Source organism: Streptomyces venetus, from assembly GCF_039540295.1.
Lineage (GTDB): Bacteria > Actinomycetota > Actinomycetes > Streptomycetales > Streptomycetaceae > Streptomyces > Streptomyces venetus.
This window is the reverse complement of sequence record NZ_BAABET010000005.1, coordinates 436287-449518: the sequence shown is the minus strand read 5'-3', so window position 1 is coordinate 449518 and position 13232 is coordinate 436287. Positions and strand designations below refer to the sequence as shown.

The window sequence follows — 13232 nt, the reverse complement described above, 5'->3', positions numbered from 1 at the left end:
GCCGCTGCGCCCACCCTCCCCCAAGCTCTCGGCTTCGCTCGAGCAGGGGGGACCCCCATCGCCCCAGCGGCACGACTGCCCGCAGCTGGGTAGGTGTGGGGTGCCGTGCGCCCATCCGGGCCGTGCCAAGCGGCACGACTGGCCGCAGTTGGGTGACGGGCACAATGCGCGTATGGCTATTACCGTCGGCTTCGACCTCGACATGACGCTCATCGACTCCCGCCCCGGCATCCGTGCTTGCTACCAGGCACTGTCCGAGCGGACGGGGACCTACATCGACGCCGATCTGGCGGTCACGCGGCTCGGGCCGCCGCTGGCCGAGGAGCTGATCAACTGGTTCCCGGAGGAGGAGGTCGCGACGGTGGCCGACGTGTACCGGGAGATGTACCCGTCCATCGCCATCGCCGAGACCCCGGCACTGCCCGGCGCCCGGGAGGCCATAGCGGCCGTACGGGAGACCGGCGGACGGGCGATCGTCGTCACGGCCAAGTACGAGCCGAACGCCAAACTGCACCTGGCGCACCTCGGCATCGAACCCGACGCGGTCATCGGTGACCTGTGGGCCGAGCAGAAGGCGGAGGCGCTGCGCGAGCACGACGCGGGCGTCTACGTCGGCGACCACGTCGGAGACGTACGCGGCGCCCGGACGGCCGGCGCGCTGTCGGTCGCCGTGGCGACCGGCCCCTGCCCGCCCGAGGAACTGCGCGCGGCGGGCGCGGACGTCGTTCTCACGGACCTGACCGAATTTCCCGGCTGGTTTTCGGACTACCGTCCCGCACGCGCCTGACGCCGGCCGGCTGCCACGGAACGCAGTACTCCCGCGCCGGCCATCAGGAATCCGACTGCCATGAGCATGCTCAATCCGAACATGTACGTCGGAAAGGGCGTCGTTCCGAGGAACAGCGGGGCGACCGTGACCAGTGTGGCCACGGCACCGATGAAGAACACGACGGCTCCGGCACGGACCAGACGGTCACCGGGAGCGGCGGAATTCGTTTGGGTTTTGTCACGCACCCGACCAGGGTAGTTCCCAGCGCGAAGGAACAACCGGGTGACGTCTTGTCACCGGCTGCAAGAGCATTAGCCTTGGTACCGGCGGGTCCGTACGACCCGCCCGAGTGCTATCAAGAGCCGTTTCAGAAGCAGTTTTCCGACGAGTACGAGGACGAGGACAGACGTGCCTACCGGCAAGGTCAAGTGGTTCAACAGCGAGAAGGGCTTCGGCTTTCTCTCCCGCGACGACGGCGGTGACGTCTTCGTCCATTCCTCGGTCCTCCCCGCCGGAGTCGAGACGCTCAAGCCGGGCCAGCGGGTGGAGTTCGGTGTCGTCGCCGGACAGCGCGGCGACCAGGCGCTGTCCCTGGCGATCCTGGACCCGACCCCGTCCGTGGCCGCCGCGACCCGCAAGAAGCCGGACGAGCTGGCCTCCATCGTCCAGGATCTGACGACGCTCCTGGAGAACATCACGCCGATGCTGGAGCGGGGCCGCTACCCCGAGAAGACCGCCGGCAAGAAGATCGCCGGCTTGCTGCGCGCGGTCGCCGACCAGCTGGACGTCTGAGGACGCCGGAGAGCCTCCTACGGGAAACGCAGCCCGTTCGGGCCGAGGGGCGGTACCAGCCCCTCGGCCGCCGCGCGGGTCAGCAGCCCGCGTACGGCGGCGTAGCCGTCCTCGCCGAGGTCGGCGGTGAACTCGTTGACGTACAGCCCGATGTGCTGGTCGGCGACGGCCGGGTCCATCTCCTGGGCGTGTTCCATGACGTACGGGCGGGACACCTCGGGGTCGTCCCAGGCGGCCCGCACGGACGTCCGGATCGAGTCGGCCAGCAGCCGCAGCTTCTGCTCGCCCAGCGACCGCTTGGCGATGATCGCGCCCAGCGGGATGGGCAGCCCGGTGGTGTCCTCCCAGTGCTCGCCCATGTCGGCGAGCTTGTGCAGCCCGTAGTTCCGGTACGTGAAGCGCGCCTCGTGGATGACGAGCCCCGCGTCGACCTTCCCGTCCCGCACGGCCGGCATGATCTCGTGGAACGGCATGACGACGATCTCGCCGACCCCGCCCTCCAGGGTGTCCGCGGCCCACAACCGGAACAGCAGGTAGGCGGTGGACCTCTCGCTGGGCACGGCGACGGTCCGGCCGGCCAGGTCGACGTCCGCCTCCCGTGTCAGCACCAGCGGCCCGCAGCCCCGCCCCAGCGCACCTCCGCAGGGCAGCAGCGCGTAGTCGTCGAGGACGTACGGCAGCACGGCGTAGGACACCTTCAGCACGTCGAACTCGCCGCGCTCGGCCATGCCGTTGGTGACGTCGATGTCGGCGAAGGTCACGTCCAGCGCGGGGGCACCGGGGACGCGGCCGTGAGCCAGGGCGTCGAAGACGAAGGTGTCGTTCGGGCAGGGGGAGTACGCGATCTGCAGCTGCTCAACCGTCATGCCTGTTCCAACTCTCCAGTACGGGCACGAGCTTCCCGAAACCCTGGGTCAAAGCGGCCAGGGCGTCCCCGATGCGCCAGGCGGCACGATCCCGGGGGCCGACGGGATTGGAGATCGCCCGGACCTCCAGCACGGGCACCCCGTGCGCGACGGCGGCCTCGGCGACCCCGAACCCCTCCATCGCCTCGGCGAGCGCGGTGGGGTGCCGCTCGCGGAGCGCGGCGGCACGGGCCGCGGTCCCGGTCACGGTCGACACGGTGAGCACGGCACCGGCACGGGCTCCGGCCGCGTCGGCGACCAGCCGAACGAGGTCCCCGGGCGGCTGATGCCTGACCGTCCCGAACCCGAGCTCGGTGACCGACAGAAACCCGTCCTCGGTCTCGGCCCCCAGATCGGCCGCGACGATCTCATCGGCGACCACGAGCGACCCGACGGGCGCCTCGGGCAGAAACCCCCCACCGATCCCGGCGGAGACGACGAGGCCGTAGGGGGCCCCTTCGAGGGCGGCAGCGGTGAGAGCAGAGGCGGTGCAGGCACCAGCAAGCCCGGGCCCGACCCCCGCGACGATCACGTCGACCCTGTTCCCGCCGTGGGCAGTCGTTCCGCTGGGACGATGGGGGTCCCCCCTGCGCGAGCGAAGCCGAGAGCTTGGGGGAGGGTGGGCACGGCCCGCGACGCCGAGTACCCCCTCATCGGGCCCCGGCGACAACCCGCCAAGAACCTCCCCCACCGCATCCCTCTCCACAGGAACAGCGGTGGCGACAAGCACCCGACCAACCCCAGCGGCAGCGATCAGGCGTCCTTCTTGAGCTTGAAGTTCCAGAGCCCGGAGGTGTCCTTCTCGCCCTCCTTGATGGACACCAGCGTCGAGTTGCCCTGGGCCCCGTACTGCGCGTTGAAGAACACGCTGCCCGGAATCGTGCGGTACGTCTTCGTGCTGGAGTCGGTCAGCGGCTGACCGTTCATCAGGATCGTCCAGCCCTTGTCGGCGATCTCCGGGTCGACGCCGAAGCGCACGGTCTCGTCCGGGTCGACCGAGATGGTCTTGATGCCCTTGTCCTTCAGGCACTGCGTGAGGTCGGATGGCTTCAGGGTGTCGCCCTCGCCGCCACAGGTGGCCTCTGAGTTCACCGAGTCCTGACCCACGGTGACCGTGGCGATCGGGGTCGGCTGGTCACAGGCGGACAGGACGAGCAGTCCGGCGGATACGACGCCGGCGGCGGCGACGGCGCGGCGGCGTCGCTCAGCACGGAATCCATCAGCGGCTTCGCCGCGGGGCAACCTGGTCATGGGCGAAGGCTATCGGGCACGCGGGTCGGACCGCCCACGCGGGGTGCGGCTCGACAAAGATCCACCGGGAGACCCACCGGGAGACCCACCAGGAGATCCGCCAGAAGGCCGCTACGCCACCCGCGTCCGCGTCGTGCCACCGCGCCGGGCCGAGTCGATCAGCCCCCGCACGGTCGTCACCCAGCCCGCGCCGACGATGGCCGCGCCCACCGCCAGTCCGGCCGTGCCGTTGAGCGGCATCACGATGCCGATCGCCCCGCCCAGCACCCAGGACATCTGGAGCAGTGTCTCGGAGCGGGCGAAGGCCGACGTACGGACCAGCTCGGGCACGTCCCGCTGGATCAGCGCGTCCAGGGACAGCTTGGCCAGGGCCTGCGCGAACCCGGCCATCGCGGCCAGGCCGGCCACCAGGACGGCACTGAAGAACAACGCCGCCAGGATCGCCACACCGAACACGCACGCCACGACCGTCACGATGATGATCTCCGGCGCCCGGGACCGCAGCCAGGCCCCGACGGCCGTGCCGAGCGCGTTGCCCGCGCCCGCCGAGACGCCGACTATCCCCAGGGACACGGCGGCGCTCTGGCCGGAGATCGGGTGCTCGCGGAGCAGGAAGGCGAGGAAGAAGATCAGGAAGCCGGTGAGACAGCGGATGGAGGCGTTGACGGCCAGGGCATGGGTGACGGCGGGGCCGACCGTGCGCAGCCCGGGGCGCTTGACGGGCCGGCGGTGCGGTCCGTGCAGGTGCTCTTCGTCGGCGGCCAGCAGGGCTCGGTCCTCGCCCTTGGCGGAGTCGACCTTCGGCGGCAGCCTGAACGACAGGAACGTCCCTGCCACGAAGATCGCGAAGGCGCCGTAGAGGGGCCAGCGCGGCCCGATCTGCTGGAGGCCGGCGCCGACCGGCGCGGCGATGCCGGTGGCGAGGAGCCCGCCGAGGGTGACCCGGGAGTTGGCCTTCACCAGGGAGAAGCGGGGCGGCAGCAGCCGGGGCACGACGGCGCTTCTGACCACCCCGTACGCCTTCGAGGCGACGAGGACGCCCAGTGCCGCCGGGTACAGCTCGATGCTGCCGCTGACGACCGCGCCGGACAGGACGATCGCGAGCAGCGCCCGGGCGAGCATCGCGCAGGCCATCGCCGCGCGGCGGCCGTGCGGGATGCGGTCGAGGAGGGGGCCGATCACCGGCGCGAGGAGGGTGAAGGGCGCCATGGTGATGGCGAGGTACAGCGCGACCCGGCCGCGGGCCTCGTCGGTCGGTACGGAGAAGAACACGGTCGACGCGAGGGCGACGGTGATCATCATGTCGCCGGCGCCGTTCACACCGTGCAGCTCGATCAGCTTGCCGAGGCCGGACTCGCCGGCGCCGTGGGCGTGGGTGGCCTTGCGGATGCCGCGGGCGGTCCCGGTCACCGGGAAGTGCAGGGCACGGCCGACCCGGCGGAAGGAGCCGCCCAGACGGCCCGTTCCGCTCAGTCGGCTGTTTCCCTTGACCCCTTTCGACCCACCGGTCCCGGTGGCGCCCGGAGGCGTCTTCGCGGCTGCCACGTCGTCATAGTGCCCCGTGAAGGCCGTGGGTAGTGCCGTTACCGCTTGTATAGGGCCTGTGGGGTGACTGTCCGATTGGTCGGGTCATGGCACCGTCGGTGTACGTGAAGTGGGGCGGAAGGGTAGCGTGCGTATCTCGGCCATCCCGCAGAATGGATGAAGGACGTCGACGCGGTCCCCTGGTCCGCTCCGTCCGCCCTGGCGCTGGGAGTGGCGCACTCGTGAGACGGCGTATGGAGAGAAGCGATACCTGTGAGCGCAGCGACAACGCGAAGCCGCACCCCTGACCGTCTGTGCGCCGAGGCCGTCGACCTCGCACGCGGCGCCGCCGAGGAGGCCGCCGCGCCCGGTGTGGTCGGCGAGCACGTGGGTCTGGTCTCCGAGGGAGACCGCGTTGTCACGCACTTCTTCGAGTGCCGGGAGCTCGGGTACCGGGGCTGGCGCTGGGCGGTGACGGTGGCCCGGGCGTCCCGCGCGAAGATCGTCACCGTGGACGAGGCGGTGCTGCTGCCCGGCCCGGACGCGGTGCTCGCCCCCGAGTGGGTGCCGTGGAGCGAGCGGTTGCGCCCGGGCGACATGGGCCCGGGGGATCTGCTGCCCACCGACGCGGAGGACCTCCGGCTGGAGCCGGGCTTCTCCGGTGAGGACGAGCCGGCGCCGAACTCGGCCGTGTCGCACGAGATGGCCGACCTGGTGGAGGCGGAGGACGCGGACGTCACCTCCGGCCCGCCGGCGCGCCTTCCCCTCACCCCGTCCCGCGGTTCGATCGCGGCCGTGGCGGAGGAACTGGGCATGCGCCGCGCCCGGGTGCTCTCCCGCTACGGCCTGCACACCGCCGCCGACCGCTGGGAGGAGGCGTTCGGCGCCAAGACCCCCATGGCCCAGTCGGCCCCCGCGGCCTGCGTCACCTGCGGCTTCCTCGTCCCCATCGGCGGCTCCCTGGGCCAGGCCTTCGGCGTCTGCGCCAACGAGTTCTCCCCGGCCGACGGCCGCCTCGTCTCCCTGTCCTACGGCTGCGGCGGCCACTCCGAGGCCGCGGTCATGCCCCGGCCCCCGCAGCCGGCCCCGCCGGTGATCGACGAGACCCGGGTGGACCCGTTCCCCCTGCGCCCGGCGCCCGACTCGGGTTCGGTGCCGGCGACGTCGGACGAGGACACCGAGGAACTGGGCCACTCCTAGGGAGGGCACCGAGGAACTGGGCCACTCCCGGGGACGTGGCGGACACCCCCCGCTCCCCAAGCGGTACCTTCGTCCTCACGCCGACGAGGAAGAGGACCGGAACGTGAGCAGCAAGTTCGTGCGGCCCGCCGCCGAGGGGGCCGACCCGTTCGGTACGGCCCGCCTGCGGCGCGGTGTCCTCGACGCCTGGGCCACCAGCCCCGCCCGGTTCCGTGAGGACGCCAACGCCGAGGAGGACCTCGTCCTCGGCGGCTACCGGGACCGGCTCGTCGTCGAGCTCGCCCAGAACGCCGCCGACGCCGCGGCCCGCGCCGGGGTGCCGGGGCGGTTGCGGCTCACCCTGCGGGAGGGCGTTCTCGTCGCCGCCAACACCGGGGCGCCGCTGGACGCGGCCGGGGTCGAGTCGCTGTCCACCCTGCGGGCGTCGGCGAAGCGCGAGACCAACGAGCACGCCGTCGGACGTTTCGGCGTCGGCTTCGCCGCCGTCCTGTCCGTCACCGACGAGCCCGCCCTCGTCGGCCGGCACGGCGGGGTCCGCTGGTCCCTCGCCGAGGCCCGGGAACTGGCCGCCGACACCGCCCGGCACAGCCCCGGCCTCGGAGACGAGATCCGGCGGCGCGACGGGCACGTACCCCTGCTGCGGCTGCCGTTCGCCGCCGAGGGCTCCGCGCCCGGCCCGTACGACACCGCCGTCATCCTCCCCCTGCGCGACACCCCCGCCGCCGACCTCGCCGAACGCCTGCTGCGGGCCGTGGACGACGCCCTGCTGCTCGCCCTCCCCGGCCTCGAAGAGGTCGTCGTGGAGATCCACGACGAGAGCCCCCGGACGATCTCCCGCCGCACGGACGGTCCCTTCACCGTCGTCGACGACTCCCTGGGCGGCGTCACCCACTGGCGCACCTCCGCCGCGCACGGCCCCCTCACCCCCGACCTGCTCGCCGGCCGGCCCGTCGAGGAGCGGCTGCGCCCCCACTGGTCCGTCACCTGGGCCGTGCCCGTCGACGCCGACGGCAGCCCCGCCCGGCCCCGCACCAGCCCGGTCGTGCACGCCCCCACCCCCAGCGACGAGCCGCTCGGTGTCCCCGCCCTGCTCATCGCCTCGTTCCCGCTGGACTCCACCCGCCGGCACGCCGCCCCCGGTCCGCTGACCGACTTCCTGGTCCAGCGCGCGGCCGACGCGTACGCCGAACTGCTCGGCGGCTGGCGGCCGGTGACCGCGGGACTCATCGACCTCGTGCCCGGCCCGCTCGGCCAGGGCGAGCTGGACGGCGTCCTGCGCCAGGCGATCCTGGAGCGGCTGCCGCGCACGGCGTTTCTCCCGCCCGCCCACCCGGCGTTTCTCCCGCCCGCCGCCCACGAGGGTGACGACGAACTCCCTGAGTCCCTGCGGCCCCGGGACGCCGAGATCGTCGAGGGCGCGGGCGCGGACACCGTGCGAGTGCTCGCCGAGGTGCTGCCCACCCTGCTGCCCGCCGGGCTGGAACGGCGCGCGGAGCTGCGCACGCTGGGCGTGGCACGCGTCCCGCTGACCGACGCCATCGACCGGCTGGCCGGGCTGGAGAAGGAGCCCGGCTGGTGGCGGCGGCTCTACGACAGCCTGGCCGGAGTGGACCCGGACCGGCTGTCCGGGCTGCCCGTGCCGCTCGCGGACGGCCGTACGACGATCGGGCCCCGGCAGGTGCTCCTGCCCAGTCCGGAGGCCGCCCGGATCGACCCGGAGGTGCTGGCCCGACTCGGCCTGAAGGTCGCGCACCCGGACGCCGCGCACCCGATCCTGGAGAAGCTGGGCGCCCTGCCCGCCACCCCACGGGCCGTCCTCACCACCCCGCAGGTGCGGGCCGCCGTCGCCGCGTCGCTCGACGACGAGGGCGGCGTGAGCTGGGAGGAGGACGCGCTCGACGCCGAGGAGCTGGCCGACACCGTGCTCGCGCTGGTGCGGGACGCGGGTCTGGAGCCCGGTGACGAGCCCTGGCTCGGCGCGCTCGCCCTGCCCGACGAGGACGGCGAACCGGCCCCGGCCTGCGAACTCGTCTACCCCGGCGGCCCCTTCGCCCAGGTCATGCGTGAGGGCGAACTGGCCGCGGTGGACGCCGAACTGGCCGGCAAGTGGGGCGAGCAGCCGCTGGCGGCCTGCGGGGTGCTGGTGACCTTCGCGCTCGTCCGGGCCACCGATGTCGTCCTCGACCCCGACGAACTGGAGCCCCGCGAGGGCGACTTCGCGGAGCCCGACGACCCGGGCCTGCTGGACGCGGTCGACGTGTGGGCGGAGGACGTCCTCGACCGTTTCCCGGACAGCCCGGTACCGCCGGTCGCCACCGAGATCATCGCCGTCCGCGATCTCGACCTGGTCGACGAGGACAAGTGGCCCGAGGCCCTGTCCCTGCTGTCGCGGCCGCCCCTGCGGGACGCGATCGTCCAGCCGGTGCGGATCCTGCTGCACGACGGCACGCACGAGACCGTCCGCCCGTACACCGCCTGGTGGCTGCGCGGGAACCCGGTCCTCGACGGCCGCCGTCCCGCGGGCCTCCGCTCGGCAGGCGGCGACCCCCTCCTGCGCGGTCTCTACGACGAGGCCGACGCCACCGGGTTCGAAGACGAACAGGTGCTGCGGGCGCTGGGCGTCCGGACGTCCGTCGCCGCGCTGCTCGACGAGCCCGGCGGAGCCGCCGAACTCCTCGACCACCTCGCCGACCCCGAGCGCGAGGTGACGGACGCGCAGCTGCACGCGCTGTACGGGGCCTTGGCCGAGCTGGACCCGGAGCAGGTGACCCTGCCGGACGACCTGCGCGCGGTCGTCGACGGGCGGGTCGAGGTCGTGGACGCGGCGGAGGCCGTCGTGTGCGACTCCCCGGACCTGCTGCCCTTCACCTCCGGGGTGCCCCTCCTCCCGGTCCGCCCCTCCCGCGCCGCCGAACTGGCCGAGCTGTTCCAGGTGCGGCGGCTGAGCGAGTCGGTGACGGGGGAGGTCACGTCCGAGGGGGTGGAGCACGATGTGCCGGAGCCGGTTCGCGTGCTCCTGGGCCGACTGACCCCGTCCTCCTACGTCGAGCACGAGGAACTCGTCGTCGACGGTGTGGAGATCGACTGGCGTCTGACGGACGACGGCGTCCTGCACGCCGCCACCCTGGAGGGCGTCGCCGCAGGGCTCGCCTGGGCGGCGGGGCAGTGGCCGCGGCGGTTCGAGGTGGCGGCCCTGCTGGAGGATCCGTCGCGGACCGAGGAGCTGGCGCGGGACCGGTGGTTCGACTGACGGCGAGGTCGTGCGAGATCTTCACACGAATTATTCACCTCCCGTACAACCTTTCCACCGCCTTGTGGATCTGATCGCGTGAGTCACCAGACTCCACGATCATCTGGGCCCCGAGAGCCGACGAAGAGTACCGGGGCCCCTCTCCACCTGGGGAACGCATGCGCATTCGAGCCACCGTGGCCGCCGTCACCGGCGCCCTGGCCCTTTCCGCCCTCGCCGTGCCGGCCGCGCAGGCCGACGGCGGATTCGGCGACACCCGGATCACCAAGGTCGTCGTCGACGGCGACAACAAGGTCTCCGTGGGCATATCGAGCCCGAAGACGATCAGTGTCAGCGTGACCGCGACCGACGACTCGGGCATCCTGGGCGCCGAGGAGTTCTCCCTGGAGGGCCCCGACTACGGGTACTTCTCGACCGGCAAGCCCACCTGCAAGGCGTCGAGCTCCACCACCTCGACCTGCACCGCCTCGGTGCTGGTGGACCCGAAGGTGGACATGCTCAGCAACTCCAACGCCGGCACCTGGTACGTCAGCGCCTGGATCGACGCCAACGACGACGACTACATCTGGATGGACAAGGCGGGTTCCTTCCAGTTCCAGCGCGCCTCGCAGCTCACGGTCAACGCCTCGCCCGAGCCCGTGAAGAAGGGCAGGACCATCACGGTCACCGGCAAGCTCGCCCGGGCCAACTGGGAGACCCTCAAGTACGCCGGTTACACCGGCCAGTCGGTGCAGCTCCAGTTCCGCAAGAAGGACTCCAACACCTACAGCACGCTGAAGACGGTCAAGACCAACTCGACGGGCAACCTGAGCACCACGGTCACGGCCTCCACGGACGGCTACTACCGCTACTCGTTCGCGGGCACGAGCACCACTCCGGCGATCAACGCCGCGGGCGACTTCGTCGACGTGCAGTAGAACGCGTCCCACGACGGCGCCGCAGTCAGACGGAAGCGCGGCGGTCCACCCACCTCCAAACGAGTTCCAGGGCGACCGCCGCCACCGCCGCGACACCCACCCCCAACCACGGCATGGTGACCCCCACCAGCTTCAGCGCGAAGAAGTGCTGGAGCGACGGCACCATCAGCACCACCAGGAACGCCCCGCCCATCGCGGCGACCAGGCCGACCCGCCACCAGGTGTACGGGCGGGCGATGATCGCCAGGACCCACATGGAGATGAGGAACAGCGTGAGCGTCGCGACGCTGGTCTCCGCGTCCAGGGCGCCCGGGCCCGTGTAGTGCTCCCGGGCGACCAGGTACGTCACGAAGGTCGCCACCGCGGCCACGACCCCGCCCGGGATCGCGTACCGCATCACCCGCCGCACGAACTGCGGCTTCGCGCGCTCCGTGTTGGGCGCGAGCGCGAGGAAGAACGCCGGGATACCGATCGTCAGCGTGGACAGCAGGGTCAGGTGGCGCGGCAGGAACGGGTACTCGACCTGTGAGCAGACCACCAGGACCGCCAGCAGCACCGAGTAGACCGTCTTCACCAGGAACAGCGTCGCGACCCGCGTGATGTTGCCGATGACGCGGCGCCCCTCGGCCACCACCGACGGCAGCGTCGCGAAGCTGTTGTTCATCAGCACGATCTGCGCGACCGCCCGGGTCGCCTCCGAGCCGGAGCCCATCGCGACGCCGATGTCGGCGTCCTTCAGGGCGAGGACGTCGTTCACCCCGTCGCCCGTCATCGCGACCGTGTGCCCGCGCGACTGCAACGCGCCCACCATGTTCCGCTTCTGCTGCGGCGTGACCCGGCCGAACACCGTGGCCTCGTCGAGCGACCGCGCCATGCGGTCCTGCTCGGCGGGCAGCCGACGGGCGTCGACGGTGGTTCCGGCCAGGCCCAGCTTGGCGGCGACCGCGCCGACCGACACGGCGTTGTCGCCGGAGATGACCTTGGCGGCCACGTTCTGGTCGGCGAAGTAGCGCAGCGTGTCGGCCGCGTCCGGCCGCAACCGCTGTTCCAGCACGACCAGGGCGGTGGGGCGCGCCCCCTTGGTCACCTCGGGGTCGTCGAGGTCCCGGTCAACCCGGGCGAGCAGCAGCACCCGGAGGCCCTGCTCGTTCAGCCGCTCGGTCTCGGTGAGGGCCGGGTCGTCGCCGGGCAGCAGTACGTCCGGCGCGCCCAGCAGCCACGTGGCGCTCTGCCCGTCGCCCTCGCTGAACGCGGCGCCGCTGTACTTGCGCGCCGAGGAGAAGGGCAGCGCCTGGGTGCAGCGCCAGCCCTCTACGGCCGGGTAGCTGTCGATGATCGCCTTCAGGGAGCCGTTCGGCCGCGGGTCCGACTCGCCGAGGGCGCCGAGCACCTTGCGGACGTACGTCTCGTCGGCGCCCTGGAGGGCCCGCAGCTCGGTGACGTCCATGCCGCCCTCGGTGAGGGTGCCGGTCTTGTCGAGGCAGACCGTGTCGACCCGGGCCAGCCCCTCGATCGCGGGCAGTTCCTGGACGAGGCACTGCTTGCGGCCCAGCCGGATGACGCCGATGGCGAAGGCGACGGAGGTGAGCAGCACCAGTCCCTCGGGGACCATCGGGACGATCCCGCCGACCGTCCTCGCGACCGAGTCCTTGAAGTCGTTGTTCTTCACGAACAGCTGGCTGATGATCAGGCCGATCGCGGTCGGGACCATCATCCACGTCACGTACTTGAGAATCGTGGAGATACCGGAGCGCAGCTCGGAGTGGACCAGGGTGAAGCGGGACGCCTCCTCGGCGAGCTGCGCGGCGTACGCCTCCCGCCCGACCTTCGTGGCCTGGAAGGCGCCGCCGCCCGCCACCACGAAGCTGCCGGACATCACCTGGTCGCCGGGGCGTTTGACGACCGGGTCGGCCTCGCCGGTGAGCAGCGACTCGTCGATCTCCAGGCCGTCGGCCTCGACACAGACGCCGTCGACGACGACCTTGTCGCCCGGGCCGATCTCGATCAGGTCGTCGAGGACGATCTCGGAGGTGCCGACCTGTCCGGAGGTCCCGTCCCGGCGGACGGTGGGCCGCGCTTCGCCGATCAGCGCGAGGGAGTCCAGCGTCTTCTTCGCGCGCCACTCCTGGACGATCCCGATGCCCGTGTTGGCGAGGATCACGAAGCCGAACAGGCTGTCCTGGATCGGTGCGACGACCAGCATGATCAGCCAGAGAAGGCCGATGATCGCGTTGAAGCGGGTGAAGACGTTCGCGCGGACGATGTCGACGGTGGAGCGGCTGCTGCGCACCGGCACGTCGTTGACCTGTCCGCGCTTCACCCGTTCGGCGACCTGAGCACCGGTCAGGCCGGTCACGCGCGAGGTGACCGACCCCGGCCGTGTGGAGTCGAGCCGGGCACCCGCGTCGAGATGCGTCATGCATTCGACGGTACGTGCGGATTTGCCGCGTCACCTGCCGAATGCGGAGAAGATCCGACCTGGGGAGGACGGTCGTCGTGCCCTGGTCGTACGGCGGTTGTACGCCGGCGCGCCGGCGCGCGTGGGTGGGTGGGTCGGGGCCGCGCCGGGGGGTGTCCGTCCTCGGAACGGCGCGACCAGGTCACCTACCGGCTCACTGGCGTCA

At 72.0% G+C, this 13232-nt stretch carries 11 protein-coding genes; 5 read left to right on the top strand and 6 right to left on the bottom strand.

What is annotated here, in order from left to right; translation table 11 throughout:
* Positions 1-172 precede the first annotated feature (172 nt).
* Positions 173-787 (top strand): HAD family hydrolase, encoded by a 615-nt coding sequence (locus ABEA82_RS19130; RefSeq protein WP_345662759.1) that lies wholly within the window; start codon positions 173-175, stop codon positions 785-787.
* Here ABEA82_RS19130 and ABEA82_RS19125 read toward each other — a convergent pair.
* Positions 766-1014: a hypothetical protein gene (locus ABEA82_RS19125; protein ID WP_039932946.1), complete on the bottom strand. Its 249-nt coding sequence runs from the start codon at positions 1012-1014 to the stop codon at positions 766-768. The genes ABEA82_RS19130 and ABEA82_RS19125 overlap by 22 nt on opposite strands.
* Positions 1015-1177: 163 nt before the next feature.
* Here ABEA82_RS19125 and ABEA82_RS19120 point away from each other — a divergent pair, with 163 nt between their 5' ends.
* Complete coding sequence (locus tag ABEA82_RS19120; RefSeq protein WP_003991106.1) at positions 1178-1561, top strand: cold-shock protein; 384 nt, start codon at positions 1178-1180, stop codon at positions 1559-1561.
* A 17-nt stretch (positions 1562-1578) separates the two neighbouring features.
* Here the strand turns inward: ABEA82_RS19120 and ABEA82_RS19115 are convergent, their stop codons facing one another.
* The 4 genes from ABEA82_RS19115 to ABEA82_RS19100 form a co-directional block, all read right to left on the bottom strand.
* Positions 1579-2427 carry a 1,4-dihydroxy-6-naphtoate synthase gene (locus ABEA82_RS19115; protein WP_345662758.1) on the bottom strand — a complete coding sequence of 283 codons (849 nt, stop codon included), beginning with the start codon at positions 2425-2427 and terminating at the stop codon, positions 1579-1581.
* Positions 2417-3250 (bottom strand): futalosine hydrolase, encoded by an 834-nt coding sequence (locus tag ABEA82_RS19110; protein WP_345662939.1) that lies wholly within the window; start codon positions 3248-3250, stop codon positions 2417-2419. The genes ABEA82_RS19115 and ABEA82_RS19110 overlap by 11 nt, the downstream gene beginning before the upstream one ends.
* Positions 3220-3717, bottom strand: a complete 498-nt coding sequence (locus tag ABEA82_RS19105; RefSeq protein ID WP_345662757.1) for a DUF2771 domain-containing protein — start codon at positions 3715-3717, stop codon at positions 3220-3222. The genes ABEA82_RS19110 and ABEA82_RS19105 overlap by 31 nt, the downstream gene beginning before the upstream one ends.
* Before the next feature lie 111 nt (positions 3718-3828).
* Positions 3829-5262, bottom strand: coding sequence for an MFS transporter (locus ABEA82_RS19100; RefSeq protein ID WP_345662756.1), 1434 nt, complete (start codon positions 5260-5262; stop codon positions 3829-3831).
* 252 nt (positions 5263-5514) lie between these two features.
* On the opposite strand from ABEA82_RS19100, the gene ABEA82_RS19095 reads away from it, so the two are divergent.
* From ABEA82_RS19095 to ABEA82_RS19085, 3 genes are all read left to right on the top strand, one after another.
* Positions 5515-6441, top strand: a complete 927-nt coding sequence (locus ABEA82_RS19095) for a DUF3027 domain-containing protein (RefSeq protein ID WP_345662755.1) — start codon at positions 5515-5517, stop codon at positions 6439-6441.
* 103 nt (positions 6442-6544) lie between these two features.
* On the top strand, positions 6545-9691 hold the full coding sequence (locus ABEA82_RS19090) for a sacsin N-terminal ATP-binding-like domain-containing protein (RefSeq protein ID WP_345662754.1): 3147 nt from the start codon (positions 6545-6547) through the stop codon (positions 9689-9691).
* Positions 9692-9849: 158 nt separating this feature from the next.
* Positions 9850-10608 (top strand): calcium-binding protein, encoded by a 759-nt coding sequence (locus ABEA82_RS19085; protein ID WP_345662753.1) that lies wholly within the window; start codon positions 9850-9852, stop codon positions 10606-10608.
* 25 nt (positions 10609-10633) lie between these two features.
* On the opposite strand, the gene ABEA82_RS19080 is transcribed toward ABEA82_RS19085, so the two are convergent.
* Positions 10634-13027 carry an HAD-IC family P-type ATPase gene (locus tag ABEA82_RS19080; protein WP_345662752.1) on the bottom strand — a complete coding sequence of 798 codons (2394 nt, stop codon included), beginning with the start codon at positions 13025-13027 and terminating at the stop codon, positions 10634-10636.
* Between the last annotated feature and the right edge of the window lie 205 nt (positions 13028-13232).

Excerpts from the sequence above, each read along its gene's own strand:
- ABEA82_RS19130 (WP_345662759.1), top strand. The coding sequence starts at position 173 with ATGGCTATTACCGTCGGCTTCGACCTCGACATGACGCTCATCGACTCC.
- ABEA82_RS19115 (WP_345662758.1), bottom strand. The coding sequence starts at position 2,427 with ATGACGGTTGAGCAGCTGCAGATCGCGTACTCCCCCTGCCCGAACGAC.
- ABEA82_RS19105 (WP_345662757.1), bottom strand. The coding sequence starts at position 3,717 with ATGACCAGGTTGCCCCGCGGCGAAGCCGCTGATGGATTCCGTGCTGAG.
- ABEA82_RS19085 (WP_345662753.1), top strand. The coding sequence starts at position 9,850 with ATGCGCATTCGAGCCACCGTGGCCGCCGTCACCGGCGCCCTGGCCCTT.
- ABEA82_RS19080 (WP_345662752.1), bottom strand. The coding sequence starts at position 13,027 with ATGACGCATCTCGACGCGGGTGCCCGGCTCGACTCCACACGGCCGGGG.